Source organism: Flavobacterium sp. 25HG05S-40 (genome assembly GCF_052654735.1).
In genome coordinates this window covers 349,703-371,135 of sequence record NZ_CP199750.1, presented here as the reverse complement: position 1 = coordinate 371,135, position 21,433 = coordinate 349,703, and the positions used below count along the sequence as shown (strand labels likewise).

At 37.1% G+C, this 21,433-nt stretch carries 20 protein-coding genes; 10 read left to right on the top strand and 10 right to left on the bottom strand.

All coding sequences use genetic code 11. The features are described from left to right. Positions 1-137: 137 nt before the first annotated feature. Together ACULEU_RS01635 and ACULEU_RS01630 are read right to left on the bottom strand one after the other, a co-directional pair. A complete protein-coding gene (locus tag ACULEU_RS01635) occupies positions 138-479 on the bottom strand; it encodes an RNA recognition motif domain-containing protein (RefSeq protein ID WP_445453719.1) in 342 nt (113 codons plus the stop codon). Positions 480-611: 132 nt separating this feature from the next. Further along, a complete protein-coding gene (locus tag ACULEU_RS01630) occupies positions 612-1,331 on the bottom strand; it encodes a DUF6252 family protein (protein ID WP_445453718.1) in 720 nt (239 codons plus the stop codon). Between the two features lie 200 nt (positions 1,332-1,531). Between ACULEU_RS01630 and ACULEU_RS01625 the strand changes: the two genes are divergently transcribed. From ACULEU_RS01625 to ACULEU_RS01615, 3 genes are all read left to right on the top strand, one after another. Continuing rightward, positions 1,532-2,212, top strand: coding sequence for a 30S ribosomal protein S16 (locus ACULEU_RS01625; RefSeq protein ID WP_445453717.1), 681 nt, complete (start codon positions 1,532-1,534; stop codon positions 2,210-2,212). Between the two features lie 14 nt (positions 2,213-2,226). Continuing rightward, positions 2,227-2,751: a ribosome maturation factor RimM gene (rimM, locus tag ACULEU_RS01620; protein ID WP_445453716.1), complete on the top strand. Its 525-nt coding sequence runs from the start codon at positions 2,227-2,229 to the stop codon at positions 2,749-2,751. 119 nt (positions 2,752-2,870) lie between these two features. Further along, positions 2,871-3,578, top strand: coding sequence for a tRNA1(Val) (adenine(37)-N6)-methyltransferase (locus tag ACULEU_RS01615; RefSeq protein WP_445454876.1), 708 nt, complete (start codon positions 2,871-2,873; stop codon positions 3,576-3,578). Between the two features lies 1 nt (position 3,579). Here ACULEU_RS01615 and ACULEU_RS01610 read toward each other — a convergent pair whose 3' ends face one another. From ACULEU_RS01610 to ACULEU_RS01600, 3 genes are all read right to left on the bottom strand, one after another. Beyond that, positions 3,580-7,161: a tail fiber domain-containing protein gene (locus tag ACULEU_RS01610; protein ID WP_445453715.1), complete on the bottom strand. Its 3,582-nt coding sequence runs from the start codon at positions 7,159-7,161 to the stop codon at positions 3,580-3,582. Positions 7,162-7,320: 159 nt separating this feature from the next. Further along, the gene (locus ACULEU_RS01605; RefSeq protein ID WP_445453714.1) at positions 7,321-9,084 is read right to left on the bottom strand and encodes an ATP-binding protein; all 1,764 of its coding nucleotides are present in this window, start codon (positions 9,082-9,084) and stop codon (positions 7,321-7,323) included. Continuing rightward, on the bottom strand, positions 9,081-9,707 hold the full coding sequence (locus ACULEU_RS01600; RefSeq protein WP_445453713.1) for a response regulator transcription factor: 627 nt from the start codon (positions 9,705-9,707) through the stop codon (positions 9,081-9,083). Before ACULEU_RS01600 ends, ACULEU_RS01605 begins: the two co-directional genes overlap by 4 nt. A 151-nt stretch (positions 9,708-9,858) precedes the next feature. Between ACULEU_RS01600 and ACULEU_RS01595 the strand changes: the two genes are divergently transcribed. The 7 genes from ACULEU_RS01595 to ACULEU_RS01565 all read left to right on the top strand — a co-directional run bounded on the left by ACULEU_RS01595 (position 9,859) and on the right by ACULEU_RS01565 (position 17,151). Then, positions 9,859-10,578 carry a hypothetical protein gene (locus ACULEU_RS01595; RefSeq protein WP_445453712.1) on the top strand — a complete coding sequence of 240 codons (720 nt, stop codon included), beginning with the start codon at positions 9,859-9,861 and terminating at the stop codon, positions 10,576-10,578. Positions 10,579-10,818: 240 nt separating this feature from the next. Continuing rightward, positions 10,819-11,997, top strand: coding sequence for an acyl-CoA dehydrogenase family protein (locus tag ACULEU_RS01590; RefSeq protein ID WP_445453711.1), 1,179 nt, complete (start codon positions 10,819-10,821; stop codon positions 11,995-11,997). Positions 11,998-12,111: 114 nt separating this feature from the next. Beyond that, a complete protein-coding gene (locus ACULEU_RS01585; protein ID WP_445453710.1) occupies positions 12,112-12,894 on the top strand; it encodes a DUF3050 domain-containing protein in 783 nt (260 codons plus the stop codon). 50 nt (positions 12,895-12,944) lie between these two features. After that, entirely contained in the window at positions 12,945-13,637 is a 693-nt protein-coding gene (locus ACULEU_RS01580; protein WP_445453709.1) for an SGNH/GDSL hydrolase family protein, read from the top strand. Positions 13,638-13,720: 83 nt separating this feature from the next. Beyond that, positions 13,721-14,848, top strand: a complete 1,128-nt coding sequence (locus ACULEU_RS01575) for a helix-turn-helix domain-containing protein (protein WP_445453708.1) — start codon at positions 13,721-13,723, stop codon at positions 14,846-14,848. A 134-nt stretch (positions 14,849-14,982) separates the two neighbouring features. Continuing rightward, a complete protein-coding gene (locus tag ACULEU_RS01570; protein ID WP_445453707.1) occupies positions 14,983-15,366 on the top strand; it encodes a hypothetical protein in 384 nt (127 codons plus the stop codon). A gap of 12 nt (positions 15,367-15,378) precedes the next feature. Further along, positions 15,379-17,151, top strand: a complete 1,773-nt coding sequence (locus ACULEU_RS01565) for an ELWxxDGT repeat protein (protein ID WP_445453706.1) — start codon at positions 15,379-15,381, stop codon at positions 17,149-17,151. Positions 17,152-17,217: 66 nt separating this feature from the next. Here the strand turns inward: ACULEU_RS01565 and ACULEU_RS01560 are convergent, their stop codons facing one another. The 5 genes from ACULEU_RS01560 to ACULEU_RS01540 form a co-directional block, all read right to left on the bottom strand. Beyond that, positions 17,218-17,550, bottom strand: a complete 333-nt coding sequence (locus tag ACULEU_RS01560; protein ID WP_445453705.1) for a ferredoxin — start codon at positions 17,548-17,550, stop codon at positions 17,218-17,220. Between the two features lies 1 nt (position 17,551). Next, entirely contained in the window at positions 17,552-18,610 is a 1,059-nt protein-coding gene (locus ACULEU_RS01555) for an NAD(P)/FAD-dependent oxidoreductase (protein WP_445453704.1), read from the bottom strand. A gap of 95 nt (positions 18,611-18,705) precedes the next feature. Further along, on the bottom strand, positions 18,706-19,887 hold the full coding sequence (locus ACULEU_RS01550) for a hypothetical protein (protein WP_445453703.1): 1,182 nt from the start codon (positions 19,885-19,887) through the stop codon (positions 18,706-18,708). 20 nt (positions 19,888-19,907) lie between these two features. Continuing rightward, entirely contained in the window at positions 19,908-20,147 is a 240-nt protein-coding gene (locus tag ACULEU_RS01545; protein ID WP_445453702.1) for a NifU family protein, read from the bottom strand. A 118-nt stretch (positions 20,148-20,265) separates the two neighbouring features. After that, on the bottom strand, positions 20,266-21,402 hold the full coding sequence (locus tag ACULEU_RS01540; RefSeq protein ID WP_445453701.1) for an Mrp/NBP35 family ATP-binding protein: 1,137 nt from the start codon (positions 21,400-21,402) through the stop codon (positions 20,266-20,268). Positions 21,403-21,433 lie beyond the last annotated feature (31 nt).

Below are 21,433 nucleotides of genomic sequence, written 5' to 3'. Positions count from 1 at the left end.
GTATGTGCTAAAAGCTTTGGGTTATGGTAGAAACAAATTTACATTTTCCCGTTTTAGTTATCAATTTTAGTTATTAACAAAAGCAAAAAAGCCATCTCAAATGAGATGGCTTTTTTATGTTTATTTTAGAATGTAGACTAGTATCTTCCTCTATCTCCACCACCGCGTGAGTTTCCTCCACCACCATAACCACCACCGCCTGAACGGTTGTTGTTGAAGGTTCTTCTTTCTCCTTCTGGTTTTGGTTCTGATTTGTTAACCACGATAGTACGTCCTTCAACAGTTGCGCCGTTTAATTCGTCAATAGCTTTTTGAGCTTCTGCGTCATTAGACATTTCAACAAAACCAAACCCTTTACTTCTTCCAGTAAATTTATCGGTAATAATTTTAACAGAGTCAACTGTTCCATAAGCCTCAAAAGACTCTCTTAAATCTGCTTCGTCTATACTAAACGGAAGGCTTCCAACAAAAATGTTCATATTATTTATTTATAAATTCGAATACAAATGTAAGTTAAATAAAATGTAAACCGTTATAAATTTGGACTTTATTATATAATTAACAAAAAGCCCTCTAAAAGAGGGCTTGTATAACTTTTAAAAATCTAGCAATTAATTTGATGGAAAAATTGGAATCTTATAAAATTCTCCGTTTTGGAAATTCAAAATTGGACTTGCTAAAGGATTCGCATTGGCAGGTGTTGCATTAAATTTGAACAAACCTGAAACTGTCCCATTTTCAGTGTCGTATTCCGTAATTTCTATTTCACCATTACTGATTTGAACGTTAAGAATTCTGAAGGTAGCATTTACGTTTCCACCACTTATAGTAATTAAGTCGCCAGCAACATAGCCATTTCCCCTTGCAGAAGGTGTAACTTTCGTTACGGCACCTGAAGCATTGGCATCAACATTAACGGTTAAACCGCTTCCGCTTCCACCTGTTGTTGCCACTGCAGAAGTGGTATTGGTGTATCCAGTACCTCCAGCTACCATGGCTACCGTTCCAACTGGACCTGGGACAGTCAAAGTGGCATACTCTAATTCTATACCATCAAAAGTGGAGCTGTACGTTGCTGAATTATTACTGTTAGTAGTACCTAAAATATATTTTCCAGCTGTAGCTCGAATTGTATTTAAAGTCAACAACTCATATTCCGTGTAAGCTTCAATAGTGAGTTTTCCAGTTGGAGAAATATAAGCTCTAACATCGTTACCTCTCCAAAACACATCATCTTTAAGCGCTTGAAAACCGGGATTGCTAAACTGAACATCTTCTTGACAAGAAGAAAAAGACAAAGCAATTATAAAAAGGGGCAATAATCTTTTCATTTTATAGTGTATTTGTTCACAAAAATAACTTTTTAATACAATAAGGCAATTTATTTTTGAAAAAATAATGTTAATGTTATACTATCAAAGGTACTACTACTCAAAAACTTTTGTCTTAATTAGTTTGTTTTCAAAAAAAGGCTATCTTTGCATCCTTAAAAATAACTGAGGTCGAGTACCTCAAATTAATCAAAAAGATTATGTCAGTAAAAATTAGATTACAAAGACACGGTAAAAAACAAAAACCTTTTTACTGGATCGTAGCAGCGGATGCTAGATCAAAAAGAGATGGTAGATACCTTGAAAAATTAGGAACTTACAATCCAAACACCAATCCTGCCACTATTGAATTAAACCTTGACCAAGCGGTTCAATGGTTACACAATGGAGCACAACCAACCGATACAGCAAGAGCTATCCTTTCTTATAAAGGTGCCCTAATGAAACACCACCTTGATGGAGGCGTTCGCAAAGGAGCTTTAACGCAAGAGCAAGCTGATGCAAAATTGGCTAAATGGTTAGAAGACAAAGCAGGTAAAGTTACTGCTAAAAAAGAAGGTTTGACAAAAGCACAATCTGATGCTAAAGCTAAAGCTTTAAAAGCAGAAAAAGCTGCAAATGACAAACGTGCTGCCGCCGCTGTTGAAGCTGCAAAAGTAGAAGAAGAAGTAGCTGTTGAAGAAGCACCAGAAGTAGCTGTTGAAGAAACAGAAGCTCCAGAGGTTGTTGCTGAAGTAGCTGTTGAAGAAACAGTTGCCGAAGTTGCTACAGAAGAAGCTCCTGCAGCTGAAGAAGTAGTTGCTGAAGCAGAAACTCCAGCTGTTGAAGAAGCCCCAGAAGCTCCTGCTGCTGAGGAAACTAACGAAGAAAAAGAAGCTTAATACTTCAAGCAATTATGCGTAAAGAAGAGTGTTTCTATTTAGGTAAAATTGCAAAAAAATTTAGTTTCAAAGGGGAAGTTCTTATCTATTTAGATACCGACGAGCCCGAACTATATGAAAACATGGAATCAGTATTTGTTGAATTCAACAAAAATCTGGTTCCATTTTTTATTGAAAACAGTTCACTGCATAAAAATGATTTTCTTCGAGTGCAATTTGAAGATGTTGATACCGAAGCAGAAGCCGACACTTTATTGGGTTGCGACATCTATCTTCCCTTAAATATGTTGCCAAAATTGGAGGGCAATAAATTCTATTTTCACGAAGTTATCGGATTTGAAATCGAAGACCAACGTTTGGGTGTTTTCGGAAAAATTGTTTCGATAAATGATAGCACCGCGCAACCGCTATTTGAAGTGTTGAATGGCGAAGTGGAAATGCTCATCCCTATGATTGACAAGTTCTTGGTAAAAATCGACCGAGAAAACAAAAAAGTCATCATGGATTTACCAGAAGGTTTGATTGAAATGTACCTTTAGGAGCTGTTTCCCGCTATCCGTTATATCTTTTGCCCGCAAGCGGACAAAAGGATGCCACTACTATCGGGGCTAGGGTTATTTTTTACTTTCGACTTTATGACTTTCACCTTTCGACTATGATGTTCCAATTCAAACAATTTACTATCCAACAAGATCGCTGTGCCATGAAAGTAGGTACTGATGGTGTATTGCTTGGCGCATGGTGCCCTGTGGACAACAATCCCTTTTCTGTTTTGGATATTGGAGCCGGAACCGGAATCTTATCGTTAATGCTGGCACAAAGAACCTTTGCTGAGCAGATTGATGCTATTGAAATTGATGAAGAGGCTTACGAACAATGTGTGGAGAATTTTGAAAACTCTTCATGGAGGGATCGCTTGTTTTGCTACCATGCCGGTTTGGATGAATTTGTAGACGAACCTGATGATGAATATGATATTATCATTTCCAATCCTCCCTTTTATTCCGAAGACTATAAAACAACTAACGAACAACGCGATTTAGCCCGATTTCAAGATGCTTTGCCTTTCGAGAATTTAGTGGAGGCCGCAAGTTTACTATTGTCAGAAAACGGCATTTTTGCCGTGATTATTCCCTTTAAAGAAGAAGAGCGCTTTATCGATTTGTGTGCAGAAGCCGAGCTGTATCCAATAAAAGTAACACGGGTCAAAGGGTCACACACGACTCCAATAGTGCGAAGTCTATTAGCCTTTAAACGCTACGAACTCTCCGTTTTAAAAGCTGATGAATTGGTAATTGAAATCAATCGTCATGAGTATACGAACGACTACATCCATTTGACGAAAGATTTTTATCTGAAAATGTAACCTACTTTTTAAGTTTTTCTACCTCAGCCATTATCATTGCCACTTTTTCATTTAATTGTTGTAAAGAAAGTTTCAAGTTTTCTTTCTCTTGTTCCAATACTACATTTTTAGCATGTAATTCTTTCAGTGCATTTACAGAGGCAATCAAAATCGGATGCAAATCAAAGTTTAAATAGCCATCAGCGTCCGTTCCTACTGCTTCCGGAAATAACGGTTGTACTTCCTGTGCTAAAAATCCAAACGCTTCTTTATCTAAAACCTTAGGGTCAAAAGTTTTTTTGTCAGTGTTTTTATAATGATATCGAATAGGTTTTAGTTGCAGTATCTCTGCCAACCCTTTTTCGTATACTCCGTTCACATTTTTTAATCGAGAATCCGACGGAATCGTCCAAGTGTTTGACGTTGGTTTTCTACCTTCGTTTAAAGACAGTTCCAATTGTCCACCTGGAGCAGCGGTTCCAAGACCTACATCGCCTAAGTTGGTGATTCGCATTCTCTCTGTTAAAGTACCATTATTATTAGTTTTAAGAATTAAATATCCTGAACTGCTATTTGTTGTGGCGTTTGCTTTTCGAGCTTCGATAGAACCAAAAGTTCTAAATATTGTTCCTGCATCTGTAAAAGTTCCGCCCAATGTAATTGAACCGCCACTATCAATAGTTTGGGGTCCATTGGTCATTACATTAACTGTTCCTTCAGTCGTTGCACTAGTGACAGTATTAGTATCTACAACTTCAAGAGTTGTAGTGGGAGAAATCGTTCCAATACCCACATTGACAGAGTTTGTAGCTCCGTTAAAACCATTTACGCTTCCCAATACTAACGCATTGCTACTACCTACAGTAGCTCTATAACCTATAGCAGTTGCATTGTCTAATAAAGTAGATGTTGTAGCCGCATCAGCGCCAAGTGCGGTATTATTACTGCCGGAATTGATTCCTTGGAACGCATTAGTTCCTAAAGCGGTATTATTACTTCCGGTGGTTACATTGTTTAAGGCGTTGTACCCATTGGCCGTATTATTACTCCCTATAGTGCTATTTTCCAAAGAATTAACTCCCAAAGCCACATTATTAACACCTATAGTATTACCTTCTAAAGCACTATTCCCAACGGCAACATTATTAATTCCGTTAGTAGTATTTGTTGGCTGATTAGCGTTCAAAGCCAAATGACCTATAGCTAAATTATTTGTACTCCAAGAAACATTACCATTGCTAAATGACTGTCCAGCTAATGCCATATTTCCTATGGCGATGTTATCGCCTGCATATCTGTTGAACACCATGGCATCAAAGCCTAGTGCAATGTTATTGTTTCCGCCAATATTGGACAACAAAGCACCCGTACCAACAGCTGTATTAAGACTTCCCGTTGTGTTAGCCTGAAGCGCTCTGCTCCCTAATGCCACCGTATTACCCACCGTACTAGTGCTCAAAGCATTAAATCCAAAAGCCGTGTTGTCATTTAGTGGTGTTCCGGCCAAGGCGTTAACTCCAAATGAGGTATTGGTAGCTCCTAACCTTCCGGATAACACATTATTACGCTTAAAGACCAAATCATTATTATCTGTAGTACCGATAAAGTTGGTAGCGGGGTTAGTCCCTAAATTTCCAAGTAAGTCCCATGAATTGGCAGAGGCATTCTGCCAGGTGGCCGTTCCGTTGGCATCACTGGTCATGACTTTGCCGGCAGCCTGATTCCCATCAACCATTCGGATATTGCCATTTACATGAATTTTATCTAACGGTGATGCCGTACCGATACCCACATTTCCGTTAGTTGCGATTCGCATCCCTTCCGTATTATTACTTTTCAATACTAGTGGCTGAGCATCAGAAGTTCCAACAAAATTAAGTAGCGAATTGGTCCCTGAATTTCCATTATGCGCCCATAAGTTTGTCGTAACAGGTGGCGAACCAACAATTCCACCTCCGCCATTCGGATCGATAACGGTTAAACTTCTATACGATTTAAACACAGCCCCAAATGCGGTAAAAGGCGAAGCTACACTATTAAACGACGTGCAATCCGGCGAGTACCATTGGATTTGTATCGTCTGTGAGATGCCTATCGGCACTGTAACAGGATAAGAAATATTGGTATCCCATGTTACGATATCATCATTCCCAAATCCTCCAAAATTAACCACAGATTGATGGGAAGATATCTGCCATCCTGTAACCGGAATTCCATTAAGTACTATTTGAAAAAAAATTGCATTATCTTCACAATTATCATCAAAACGATGTCCTGCTGCAGAAAAATTCACCAAAGCTATATCGTCTTTTGGCGTGAAGGTGATACTCATTTGACTAAGTGAAGTAAATACCGTTGAAGTAAAAGCATTTAAAGTTCCAACAGCTGTGTAATACGTAGGATTGTTTTCTCCATTCGCATCAAACCGAATCCATCGTGTCCCGTTCCAATAGTAAAACCCGGGAAAAACAGTGTTCGGACTAACGCCAGCTGTAGCTGTATTATAAATCATCGTGCTTACTGGCAAAACGCCTCCTCTAGGGTTTACCACTGGTGCTTGAGCCAGTACACTCGTCAAAGCCACTCTTGGAATTAAAATCCCGTTATTGGTGGCATCAATATCAAGAAGGGCATTGGGTAGTGAAGTTCCTATTCCGGTGGCACCATTTTTTAGAATAACCATAGCATCACTCCTTTCGATATTATCAACAACACCATTATTATTGCTATCAATGGCATTGCCTATTGTCACTAACCTATCGTTAGCATTGGCTGCGCCAAATAATAGTGCTCCGTTGGTAGAAGGTGTATACGTAGTTCCGCCAATTCCAAATACTGCTTCCCCGTAACTAGTTGTTCTATTGCTAAAACCAAATGCTGTTGACTCACTAGAAACTGCAAAATTGGATCTTCCAAAAACTGTAGCTGCTTGTCCGGAAGCTGTTGAGGCAGTACCAAATGCTGTTGAACTAAATCCAGAAGCTATTACAGCATTCCCTACAGCTAAAGAAGCTACTCCTGAAGCAACACAACCATTACCCATAGCAACTGATCCCAAACCTATGTTGATATCATCCCAATGAGTTCCCGAAACTGTTCCTGCTCTAAAAGCTGCTTTCCTAGGATTCCAAACCATTCTAGTACCTGCACCCGAAGGAGCTAGAGCACCACTTCCTGAGGTTCCCGTTGAAACCAATCCATCTGTTCCGTTAATTAAAACGGCTCCTGCATCTGCTGTAATTGTTTTACCTGCTCCTGCTCCTCCAAAATCATATGCTTGGTCTAACGTTCCTCCATCAGTTCCTGTAACAGCAATCCAATCGGCAGGAGTTTCATTCCAATAATAAAACCCTGAAGGTTTCGGATTTCCAGAAAAGGTTGTCGCTGTCGTTAAATATACCAACATGCCCTGCTGCGCTGTTGTTGGATTTGTAGCTGGAAAGACATCTATTTTCGGAATCAGAATTCCATCAGCATTAGTGGGTGCTGCCTGATTGCTGGAACGAATATCCAACTGAGCATTAGGATTAGTTGTATTGATGCCGACTTGTGCCCAAAAAGCAGTAGTGCAAAACAACATAAAAAATAAGTAAGCCTTTTTCATTTCTCGATACATTTAACTGTTTTACAGATAATTAAATGTAAAATTCAGCCTTATCTTAGCCTTATGCAATACGACATTGCGGGTATGGCTCTTGTTTTTTAGCAGTCAAAAAGGGGCTTTCAACTAGAATATCGGAAAACATACGCTAAAGCGCGTATATCAAATGTATTCTGATAACGGAATCGCGATCTTGGTAGTCAGTCCGTTTTCGGTTTCGATGCTAATGCTTCCTTGCATTTCTTCGACTCTTTTTTGCAGATTTTTCAATCCGTTGCCGTAGTAATTTTGATTCGAGATTCCGATGCCATTGTCTGTAATTTCAATAAAAAGATGTTTCTTTTCGAGGATTTTTACGGTTATGGTAATCGTATCCGCCTTGGAGTGTTTAAGGGCATTGTTAAAAATTTCCTTGATGCTGAAAAATAGATTTTTTCGTGTTTTCCCATCAATCAAAAATTGTTTACTAGTTGATGCTTCTTCTATAAATTGTAACTCCAACTCCGTACCTTCAAACAAATTTTCGGCATACAATTTCAGGTATTCCATAAAATCCCGAAGGGTATTATTTTCGGCATCGAGCGACCAAATAAACGTATTGATGCGCTGGGAAACTTCTTTGGCAGTGAGACTGATTTTATGGAGAAGAAACTTTTGTTTTTCATCAGTTCCTTCACTTTTTTGCAATAAATCAGAATGAATCAAAATACTCGAAATACCACTACCAATGTCGTCATGAAGGTCTTTGCTGATTTCGTTTTTTTGGTTGAGCAAAGTCGAATTGATTTTGCTTTTTTTGCGGATATACATCACGGCCAAGGCCAAAAGAATAACCAGAAGAATAGCAATCAGTAACTGAAAAATAACAATATCCTTTTGTCTTTTCAATTTCAGCACCTCTAATGAGAGTAGTTTCTTTTCGTTTTTGATGTATTGATCTGTAAAGTTTTGGAAATATAAATTCCCTTTTGCCTGAGCATTAGCATCAATTTTAATGATTTCTTGCTGAATGTAAATTATATTTTTCTTCTCTGTATTCTTTAGAATCTGAAGCGCTTTTGTGAAAAATAACTTTCTGTAAGCGGCATTTACAATATGTTTCTCCATCAAATGCAATCCTAAATGGTAATAGTGCTCAGCTAAACGAGTGTCCTCCTTATAACATTCCATCAAAAATCCGTGGTCTAACAAGGCGATGTCGTAATACTGACTTTTGAATGCCGATTCCAAACTTTTCTGAAAGTAAAAGGCCGCACTGTCATGCTTTTTCTTCGATAAATATATTTCACCAAAGGTCTGCTCCGTGTTCGGAATGCCTCTACGACTATTGGCTTTAAGGGCAAATTCATACGCTTTTTTGTTGTACCAGAAAGCCGAATCTGATTGTTGCAGCTTCATTTTTACCTGTGCCAGATTATTGTAAATATGTTCGTTTTGAATGACCGCTCTGATTCTTTTGCTTGATTTTCGTCTTGGAAAAAAATTCTTGGAAGACCACAAAGATTGCTGTGCATTGTGATAGTCTGCTAACTCGATTTGATTAATACTGACAAAAAAATAGCCGTCAGCCATAAGCAAACTGTCTTTGATTTTTTGGGCAACATCAATTTCTTTTCGCGCTTCGTCTTTACCAAATTGGAACAGCCCATTATAGTAAAACAACTCCGACTGCAAACTATGTACAAAACAATCTGTCGAATCGGTAATGGCTGGATTTAAAAGGTCTTTGGTCGTATTCAGCCATACTTGAGAAGCATCAATAGCATCATTATCTAAATAGTATTCGGCCGTAACAAAGGCATTCAGAATCTTAGCTTGGGAAGTTTTAGAAGCAAAAAATTTTGTTTCCGATAAAGGTTTGGGAACAGATTGCGCTATGACTACCTGAAAACAAAAAAGAAACCATCCCAACACCTGAAATTTCATCGCTTTAAATAAAGATTAACCGCTTCAACACGCGTATTTACATGGAGTTTTTCATATATATGTTGGATATGCTTTCTAACGGTTCCAATGCTAATCTCGAGTTCATTGGCTACTTCTTTGTTCATTCTGCCTCTGGCCAGCGAATCCAAAATTTCTTTTTCCCGAAGCGTCAATGTTGCTACATTGGCATCATTTACATTTACTTTCGAAAAACTTACCACAACTTTACGCGCAATACTGCTGCTCATGGGGCTTCCACCGTCAAATAGTTCGTCAAGGGCATTGATGATTTTAACTGGACCATCGGTTTTAAGAATATAGCCGCTGGCACCAGCTTTTAAGCTTTGAAAGATTTTGTCGTCGTCTTCATAGGAAGTACACATTAGGAAAAGCATTTTCGGAAAAAGTGCTTTAAGTTTCTTTACGCATTCGATACCACTATCGCCTGGAAGGTTGATATCCATAAGGACCGCTTCAACATCTAAAGTTCCTAGTTTTTCTATGGCTTCCTCAGCGTTTTGGAACGTGCTGACCAATTCATAATTATCTGTAAACTGTATCATGAGGCTCATCGCTTCCCGCAAATCACGGTCGTCTTCCACAATGCTGACTCTTCTTCTCATTCTTAAACGATTTAAAGTACAATGTTAAAGATACTATTTAAATTGTGAAATACGTTATTGCGCGTAGGCTACCAAAGATTTAACAAACCCTTCTCAATTTAAGTAATCTGATTTACTTACTTTTAAATCTTACAATACAAACCTTTCTCTTATGTCAAAAATTACTACCTTTTTATGCTTACTGTTTTGCTGCAACGTTTTTTCACAGAAATTCATCCGTGGAAAGGTTTCTTACCAGAACACCTATCAGAAAAATATCGACATTATCAACTTCAATAACAGATACCAAACTCAGACCAATTATGCTGGTGATTTTACTATTGAGGCCAAGACTGGCGATGTGCTTATTTTTATGTCTGAAAGCTTTGCCGACCAAAAGTACAAGCTAACTGCCGAAGATTTTGAAAAAGGCACCTTGACCATTGCCTTGATTGAAAAACCGATTCCACTTGAGGAAGTAGAAATTGCTCAGGTTAAAGCATTGAAAATGGCTGCGGTTTCGTATAATGACATGAAGATGGCTAAAGTTCAGAAAGATGCTTCACGACCTAAAAACAGGGATGTTTACACTGGCGAAATCGAGAACGGTGTCGACTTTATACAGATTGGCAAAATGATTGGAAAGCTCTTCAAAAGTAAAAAGTCCAAAACCACAACCGAGCCCATTTTACCTTTTAAGGAGTATGCCAAAGCCAATTTCAATGAATCCTTTTTCACTAAAACGTTGAAAATCAAAGCTGATGACGCCTCTCGTTTTCTTGAATACTGTCAAGCTGATCCGAAGTCGAAATCAGTTATTGAAACGAATGACGAACTGGCGATTTTGGAATTTTTGTTGGTAAAGAAGGGAGAATTTGAACAACTAAAGTAGTGTATTGATTAACGAAAATTCTTTTAGCCCAGATGGTAGCGACATCCTTTTTAAAGGATTGGCCTGAGCGAAGCGAAGGCACATCAATACTTTAAAAAGATATAGCGGACAGCTGGAAAAAGCTTCTAAAAATTATAACAATTGTTCATCGGAATTTTGGTTAAGATTCTTTAGCTTTGCAAACGTTTTCGTAAACTAAAAAATAATGAGATTGCTTCGCCAACTCGCAATGACTAAACTATGAAACCAGATTTATTTCAAGCTCCGGATTACTATTTGCTAGATGATTTATTGACCGAAGAGCATAAATTAGTGCGTGATTCTGCACGTGCTTGGGTGAAGCGTGAAGTTTCTCCGATTATTGAAGACTATGCACAACGTGCTGAATTTCCGAAACAAATCATTAAAGGTTTGGGAGAAATTGGTGGCTTTGGACCTTATATTCCGGAAGAATATGGCGGTGCTGGTTTGGACCAAATTTCGTATGGTTTAATCATGCAAGAAATTGAAAGAGGGGACTCGGGAGTACGTTCGACTTCATCAGTACAATCTTCTTTGGTGATGTATCCTATTTGGAAATTCGGAACAGAAGAACAACGTCAAAAATATTTACCAAAACTGGCTACAGGAGAATTCATGGGCTGTTTCGGATTAACAGAGCCTGATTTTGGTTCGAATCCGAGTGGCATGGTAACCAACTTTAAAGATATGGGAGACCATTATTTATTGAACGGAGCCAAAATGTGGATATCCAACGCTCCTTTTGCAGATGTTGCAGTAGTTTGGGCTAAAAATGAAGAAGGAAGAATACACGGACTTATTGTAGAACGAGGTATGGAAGGTTTTACTACTCCAGAAACTCATAATAAATGGTCGCTTCGCGCTTCGGCAACGGGTGAATTGATTTTTGATAATGTAAAAGTGCCAAAAGAAAATCTGATGCCTGGTAAATCAGGATTGGGTGCACCAATGCAATGCTTGGATTCGGCCAGATATGGAATCGCTTGGGGCGCTATTGGAGCTGCGATGGATTGTTACGATACTGCATTGCGTTATTCTAAAGAAAGAATACAATTTGGCAAACCGATTGGCGGATTCCAATTACAACAAAAGAAATTAGCCGAAATGATTACCGAAATCACCAAAGCACAATTATTGACTTGGAGATTAGGTGTTTTGCGTAACGAAGGAAAAGCTACGACAGCTCAAATTTCGATGGCAAAAAGAAACAATGTCGATATGGCGATTCATATTGCTCGTGAAGCACGTCAGATGTTAGGTGGAATGGGAATCACTGGCGAATATTCGATTATGCGTCACAGTATGAACTTAGAATCTGTTATTACTTATGAAGGAACGCACGACATTCACTTGTTGATAACAGGTGCTGATATTACTGGAATTCCGGCGTTCAAATAAGATTAAACAATAGATAAAAATTATACAAAATGCTTCTCTTTTTCGGGAAGCATTTTTATTTTTACATTACTAAAATCCTTTCGATTATTGTAATCGTATATACTTAAAAAAGCTATGACCATTTCTAATATCAATCAGAAAATACAAGAACAAAAAGAGCAATTATTGCAACACTCGCTTTATGAAAAAGTAAAAACTATTGAAGATTTACAGCAGTTTTTAGAAAGCCATGTGTATGCGGTTTGGGACTTTATGTCGCTTTTAAAAGCATTGCAAAGCAAGTTGACCTGTACTACTACGCCATGGTTCGCATCTCAAAATCCGGAAACGCGTTATTTGATTAACGAAATTGTTTTGGCTGAAGAAAGTGATTTGACTTGGGACGGAAAACGCTTAAGCCATTTTGAAATGTATGTAGATGCAATGAAAGCTTGTGGTGCCGAAACATTGGAATTAGAAGCTTTTTTACAAAATGTAGTCGATACTAAAAATGTATTTATCGCCATAAAGCAGAGCCGTTTACATCCTAACATTAAAGCCTTTTTGGACTTTACGTTCCGCGTTATTGAAGAAGGGAAAACGCATAAAATTGCGGCGGCCTTTACCTTTGGGAGAGAAGATTTGATTCCGGCCATGTTTACCGAAATCCTTAAGAATTTCCAACAAAATTTCCCGGAAACCGATTTGTCAAAATTGATTTATTATTTCGAAAGACATATCGAACTTGATGCAGATGAACACGGTCCGATGGCCATGCAGATGATTACAGAACTATGTCAGGATGATGCTCAAAAGTGGAAAGACGTAGAAGAAGTTTCGATTTTGGCTCTGGAAAAACGTATCGGACTTTGGGATGCTATTGAAGAAAAAATTGAAACCAGCGTCGCATTAGTATAACACTTTTCAAAAAAAATAGTATAACAAACGCTTCGGCAAAAAGACAGTCTATGAAATTCTTCAAAAAAATATTTTTTGCCTTTGTGGTAATGCTGTTGCTTCAAAGTTGCAGTTCCGAGAATGCCGTTACTACTCCGAAAAACTACACTTATTTGGCACTTGGCGACAGTTATACTATTGGTGAAAGTGTTTGTGCCACCTGTCGATTCCCAGCGCAATTGAAAGACAGTATTGGAAAATATCTGAATCCAAACGATACGTTTCGGGAAAAAATAATTGCCGTAACCGGTTGGACAACTGCCGAATTAAAAAGTGCTGTTGCAGCTGATACTTCCGGAAATAATTACGACTTGGTCACATTGCTTATTGGCGTTAACAATCAATACCGAAACCAATCGTTCAGTGTATACGAACAAGAATTCCCAGAGCTTGTAAATACGGCTATTCAAAGAGCCAAAGGAGATAAAAACAATTTGATTGTCGTTTCGATTCCCGATTATGCTTTCACGCCTTTTGGCAATGGAAACACTACCATTTCAGAAGGTATTGCAAGATATAATGAGTTTGCCAAAAACTATTGTTTCGCTAACAATATCACCTTCGTAAATATTACAGATATTACACAAATGGGATTCCTACAACCTAATTTGGTAGCGAGTGATGGTTTACATCCTTCAACATTAGCGTACACCAAATTTGTAGAGCGAATTTTACCTGAAGCCAGAAATAAAATCAGAAATTAAAATAATCACCATAGAAATCTAGTTGTTTTCTTGTTTGTTTTTCAAAATAATTTACTTTTATACATAATTCGAAAAACAGTAACGTGCTAAATTTCAATTTGTTTAACAGCATTCTTTTTGCAGGAATCCTTCAGGGGTTTATTTTTGCTTTTATTGTGCTGACCAATAAGAAATATAAAAAAAGAAGTACGTATTACTTGGCAGCGTTGATTATTAGCTTTTCCTTAAACAATTTACAGTATTATATTAGTGATGTAGGCTTTGTATCAAACGATGCCTTTTATAGATACATCTACAATCCTTGGTGTTTAATAATTCCGGTTTTTATTTACTTGTACAATTATAACTCACTTTATCCTGAAAAAAAGATTGCGTTCCAACAGAAACTACTTTTTTTGCCCTTTTTAGTGGGTCTATTCGTCAGTACATCCTATAAAATTCTGAGAGCTTTTGATTATGAAAATGATACTTTTTATGGAATAATTTATTATTGCCCTACATTGTTTGAGTTGATAGCCATTTCACTAACGTTGTTCATCTTGACTGCTTTGTTTCTAAAAATCATAGCCTTTGAAAAACAAAACAGCAGCTTTAGCACTGATGGTCTTCAGATAAAATTAAATTGGTTAAAGCAAATCCTATTCTATTTGTTTATTCTGACTTTAGTATGGCTTTATTTGATGATTCTGATTCTTTCAACAGCTACAAAGGTTAATTTTTATCCCGTTTGGATTGGCTTATCTATCATAACCTATTGGTCAGGTTATGTTGGAATCTACAAGTATGGCGTTATAGAAGAGCGTAAAAAAATCAAGAAAACATCTTTGGAAAGTAACAATTCTTTTACAATATCTGACAGGCAAAAAAACGAACATATTGTTTCTTTCGAACATTTGATTGTTGATCAAAAAAGGTTTTTGGACACTAATTTAACCTTAGATAAAATTGCAGACGAACTGCATTTGAGTAAAAGTCATTTGTCGCGAATCATCAACTCCGAATTGCAAATTGGATTCACAGATTATGTCAATAGCCTTCGTGTACAAGAAGCTAAAAATCACTTGTTAAATCCCGATTTTTCTAACTATACCCTTGAAGCAATCGGTCTCGAAGCTGGATTTAATTCGAAATCTGCTTTCTATTCTTCTTTCAAAAAAATCACAGGATTGACTCCGTCTGAGTTCAAAAAAGAAACTGCTAATTTGTCCTGATAATTGCCATTTATCATTATTTGCTACTGTCAATACTACCACTTCTCTAGTTTTGACCTACCCAACTACTTGTTTACTTATTCAAAATTTCCTGCTTTGTTACAAAATGAATTTCTAACAAAACCATTTTTATCATGAAAAGTTTACCAAAAATCATGGCATTTATTGCCTTATTCTTTCTTATCTCGTGCAACAAAGACGATGATAATTCATCTCAAATCGATGTAAAAAGTCGTATAGTAGGAAATTGGTCAGGAAACTTGCAGTTCGACGGCCTTTCAGATCTTTATCCCTTTGATTTGATTGCTTATACTAACAATACTGTTAAAAACATTGACATCGCTTTTGGCAGTCAAGAGTTTCCGGGAACTTACACCTACACCAATGATTCCTTAAAAATCAATTACAACAACGGTACGAAATGGAAATTAAAATTTTCCAATAATTACAACAGCTGTTCGGGTTCTTTTTTGGGTTTTGAAGGCGCAACCGGAACTGTATCTATGTCTAAAGATTAATTCAACAAAATAATGAATAAGAAAATGTACATTGCTATTTCTTGCTTGTTATTTCAATTCGTGTCATCACAAGAAATTCTTCAAGAATTAGGCATTATTAATTCGAGTAGTCAACATTGTTCCCCTACTTTTAAAGTGCTAAACAACATTATCTTTTTTGATGCTGGTTCGGGATTAACAAACGGTATTGAGCCATGGTCGTGCAATCCAGCAACAGGTTCAACGTCATTATTTCAAAATATCAATAGTGGATTTAATTCTTCTAATCCTTATTTTATTGCAACCATCAACAGTAAATTGTTTTTTTCAGCCGATGATGGAACCCATGGATTGGAACTTTGGATAACCGATGGAACAGTTGCAGGAACTCAATTGGTAAAAGACATCAATACTGGAGCAAGTGCAGGAATGTTAAATTATAATTGTCAATCTTCCGGACCTGTTTTCAACGATTCGAAAAACTATGGTGTTCTGAATAATAAACTAATTTTTGAAGGTTTTACCAATAATGGGGAACAACTTTGGATTTCGGACGGAACAACAACAGGAACGGTTTTACTCAAACAAATCGATCCAAGTAGCATGTTCAATGGGAATATCAATTTCATTCAAAATTTTACGGCTGCAGGAAATAAGTTGTTTTTTACGGCTCTGACCAACACTGCGCTCAATCGTGAATTATGGGTAACTGATGGTACTCCTTCAGGCACTTTTATGACAAAAGATATTAATCTAGGCAATAATTCTTCTCAACCACAAAATTTAACCCCATTCAACAATAAGCTATATTTCACTGCCAACGATGGCACTCATGGAACCGAATTGTGGAGCTCTGACGGAACAACCAATGGCACTAGCATAGTAAGCGATATTAATCCGGGAGGATTAAGCAGCAATCCTTCTGGTTTGTTTGTTGTTAATGATAAACTATTTTTCTTAGCCAATAATGGTAGCGTAGGAAATGAACTTTGGGTTCATAATTCCACCACCGGAATTACCTCTTTGGTAAAAGACACACAACTTGGCGCTTCAGGCATTTTGTATATGCACAATCAAACGATGTTGAACTCGGTTTTGTATTTTATGACTCCTGATCAGCTTTGGAGAACAGACGGAACCTCATCGGGAACATTGTTGGTCAAAGGGAATTTGTCTATAGATGCAGCTACTACCAAAATGGTTGTTTTTAATAACAAACTGTACTTTGGAAGTGATTATTTATTGTGGTCATCTGATGGAACTCCAGCAGGAACAACCTCATTCCCGGAATTACCTAACACTTCATTTACCAGCGTACAGCCTTTTACTGACATCAATGGAAAGTTAATTATTGTTCCCAATTTAAGTAATTTTGGCACCATCAATGGGCGCTTCTGGAGTTGTGATAGCGCAGAAAATATTACTTTGATTGATGTTGGCTCAATGAATAGTTATGGCAATTTGTTCAAATACAACGACGCTTTATATTTTGAAGGATCAAATCCTAACTATAAATTATTTCGCTATGGACTACCCCTAAATTTGAGTATTGTAACTCAAACAAAAAAACAGTTTAAAATTTATCCAAATCCAGTTAAGGACCTAGTAACGATTCAAGTTGAGGACCATTTTTTTAATAATGCTTCTATCACACTTTCAACTATCTATGGGCAAACTATTCTTAAAAAAGAAAATCTCTACAACAACGAAATCCAAATTGATGTAACTGAGCAATTATCTGGAATTTATTTTATTACCATTGAAAATAACGGTTTCAAAACAACCCATAAAATAATAATAGAATAAGAATGGTTTATAAGTAGTTAAGCAGGAAAGCTTGGTAGTAAATTAGTACCAAGCTTTTTTATGAAGTTACTGTTCCGGAGCAATCTCAATTGCGAGACCATCAATGGCTTCGGTAATTGGAATTTGACAACCTAAACGCGAATTTTCTTTGACATGATAGGCTTCCCAGAGCATGGCTTCCTCATCGGGATTTCTTTCAAGAGAAATCACATCGTTTAATATATAGCATTGGCAAGAGGCACACATCGCCATGCCACCACAAATACCAACGGTTCCTTCGGGAGCCAATTCGTAGGCACGTATAAGTTCCATGATATTCATGTTCATATCTGTTGGCGCCTGTACTTCATGAAGTACCCCGTCACGGTCGGTGATTTTTATGGTAATGTCTTGTGGCATTTTAGTCAATCGATTTTACTACAGCTTTTTCGGCTTCTTTTCTCGTTCCGTCAAATCCGTCTACTCCCGAAACGGTGGTATATTTTAGCACGTACTTTTTACCTGGATTGATACGATTATAAACACTTTGACACATTAAAGTGGCTTCGTGGAAACCGCACAAAATCAATTTTAGTTTTCCCGGATAAATATTGACATCACCGATGGCGTAAATACCATCTATATTGGTTTGGTAGTCTAAAGCATTGTTTACTTTGATAGCGTTTTTCTCTATTTCCAATCCCCAATTGGCTATTGGACCGAGTTTTGGAGTCAAGCCAAAAAGTGGAATGAAATAATCGGTTACTACATTCATTCGGGCTCCATTGACTTCGATATCTACCGATTCAAGGCGTTCTGAGCCTTTAAAACCGACCACTTCTGCAGGTGTGATTAATTTGATTTTACCAGACGATTTTAACTCTTGAACTTTTTCAACAGAATCTAAAGCGCCACGGAATTCATTCCTTCTGTGCACTAAGGTCACTGAAGCTGCAACATCTGAAAGAAAAACACTCCAGTCTAAAGCAGAATCACCGCCACCGGAAATAACTACATTTTTACCTCGATATTTTTCAGGGTCTTTGACAAAATAATCTACACCTCTATCTTCTTTTTCGTAAAATTCCAAATCTTTCAGAATCGGTTTTCTAGGTTCGAAAGTTCCTAAACCTCCAGCAATAGCAATGGCTTTGGCGTGATGTTTGGTTCCTTCGTTAGTAGTCACTATAAAAGTACCGTCTTCTAATTTTTCGATGGTTTGTGCCGTTTCGCCCAAGGTAAATCCGGGTTGGAATTGCTTGATTTGTTCCATCAAATTAGACACCAAATCGCCCGCCAATACTTCGGGATAGCCAGGAATATCGTAGATGGGTTTTTTAGGATATAATTCGGCTAATTGTCCGCCTATTTGAGGTAAGGCGTCTATAATATGGCATTTAAGTTTTAATAATCCGGCTTCAAAAACAGCAAAAAGTCCAGTTGGTCCTGCACCGATTATCAGTATATCTGTTTCTATCATCTTTTTTCTTGGCATACTATCGAAGTTTCTTTTGCTGCAAAGATTGAGAAACTCCGTTTTAAATTATATGATTTTTATCATTATCAAGTTTAAAACTATAAAAATTTATATCCAACTACTACTCCAACAGTACTGAAACTGGAATCAATAGTAGCATATCTTCTGAATAAATTTCTGCTAAATTCATAGCGTAATTCTATGTTATATTTTTGGTTATAGGAATAACCAAAACCCAATGAGGGATTAAGCGTTTTTGATATTTCTAAAAAGCTTGAACTAATCTTGGATTTTGTTGTAATACCATAAGTCATGTAACCATTTAAAAAAAGGGAGGATTTTGTAGTTAAAGAAAAGTACTTTCTTAAACCTAAGGATAAATCGATAGACTTATAATCAACAGCAATTTTTGTCCCGCTGGTTGGATATTGACCTGTATTGCTGTATGATTGATATGCTGGCTCAATTAAGAACGACCAATTTTTTGCTTTATTTGACAAATTGATCTCAGCCTCAACCGCAAATTTGAATTTAGTTTTATCATCAAACTCGATATCACCTCTATCATCATATGTAAAACTCGTAATTCCCACTCCAGCTTTTACATAAATTTCAAAAGTATTGACGTTTTTTTTAATCTTAATTTCATTATTGGTCGAACCTGAACAAAGATTATATTTGGAAAAAAAATCTGATAATTTGCTTATGTTATATTCTAATCTATCTACATCATTTTGTGTAATATTATCACACTTTAAATTATTCAAAAGTTCCTGCTTATAAGTTTCATTTTTACGATAACCTTTTTCTTGATCATCATAATATACTTTGTAGGACAATGGTGTTATCTCTGATGGATCTATACTAAAGAAAAAACGGGTGTAGGTTTCAGATCTATAACTGTACAAAGTAGCTTTTCCCTCAACTCGAATTCTAAGCAATAAATAATCATCGACAAAACTTAACGCTTTTACTCCGGTAGCTTGTTCAAAACTATCATGCGATTTATCAATTTTAACCGATGCTTTTTTAAACTTATACTCCTCACCAACAACAAATTCTTTGAAGTCTGTTATTGAGATGAGCTGTGACTTTGAATTCTCGTCTGCTTTGAACAAAATTTCAGTTGGATTATAACTCCATTCTTCATTTTTTATGAAACCTTCTATTTTACTATTGTTATTATCAATAAAATATCCTTTTTCAAATCCATTTCTTTGAGAATGTAAATTAGCAAAACAAAGTATTGTTAAAGCTATTAGTATCAACTTTGTTTTCATACTATTATGGTTTATTAGCGTTAGGCAATGTTTTCTACTGTTTCTATTTGTGGCGCATACTTCTTGATGGTAGTTTCAACACCAGCTTTCATCGTGCTGATACTCAAACTACACGAAGTACAGGCTCCCATCAAACGAACTTTGACATGCTTTTGATCCTCTACAGAAACCAAACTAATATCACCACCATCTGAATTCAGAAAAGGTCTGATTTCATCTAATGCTTTTTCGATGTTTAAGGTCAATTCTTCTTGTGTCATAATTTAGACATTTTAGATTATTAGATTATTAGACCGCTTAGAATTCTTAGATTTTGGACTTCTTAGATTTTTTTTCTAAAGTGTCTAGTTTTCTAAGTAGTCTAAAAGGTCTGAATATCTATTTTTTATTTACGGCAGAACAGCCCGCCATCGTTGTTATTTTAATTGCTTCTGTGGGCGGTAAACTTTCGTTGCGATTCACTGTTTCTTGGACTACATTACGGGTGATTTCTTCAAAAACGCCTTCAATGACAGATGCGGTTTGCAAAGCTGCAGGTCTGCCATAATCGCCGGCTTCGCGTATGCTTTGTACCAAGGGTACTTCTCCTAAAAAGGGTACTTGTAAGTCGGCAGCCAGGTTTTTAGCGCCTTCTTTTCCGAAGATATAATATTTGTTGTTGGGCAATTCTTCCGGTGTGAAGTAAGCCATGTTTTCTATGATTCCTAAAACTGGAACGTTGATAGCTTCTGATAAAAACATGGATACTCCTTTTTTGGCATCTGCTAAGGCCACAGCTTGTGGCGTACTCACCACAACAGCACCGGTGATGGGTAGCGATTGCATGATGGACAAATGGATGTCGCCAGTTCCTGGAGGCAAATCGATAAGCATAAAATCCAACTGTCCCCAATCAGCATCAAAAATCATTTGATTCAATGCTTTGGAAGCCATTGGTCCACGCCAGATAACGGCCTGACTTGGTGATGTGAAGAATCCGATGGAAAGTAATTTAATTTCATAGCTTTCGATAGGTTTCATTTTAGACTTGCCATCCACTTCTATCGAAATTGGTTTTTCGTTTTCTACATCAAACATAATCGGCATGGATGGTCCGTAAATATCAGCATCTAACACCCCTACTTTGAAGCCCATTTTGGCTAAAGTCACTGCTAAATTGGCTGTTACGGTTGATTTTCCAACACCACCTTTTCCGGAAGCTACGGCTATAATATTACTGATTCCCGGAATGGCTTTTCCTTTAATCTCGTTTGGATTTTGAGTTGGCGTTTCCACTTTGATGTTTACTTTCACTACCGCTTCGGGTGAAAATTTTTCGTGGATTAGTTTTTTAATATCGTCTTCGGCACGTTTTTTTATGTGCATGGCCGGAGTGGCAATTACTAATTCAACCACAACTTCGTTGCCAAAAGTCAGTACGTTTTTTACCGCACCGCTTTCTACCATATTCTTCCCTTCACCTGCAATGGTTATGGTTTCCAGTGCAGCAAGGATTTCTTTTCTATCTAATTTCATTGGTTTGCTTGCTATTAGCTGTTTCCATTCT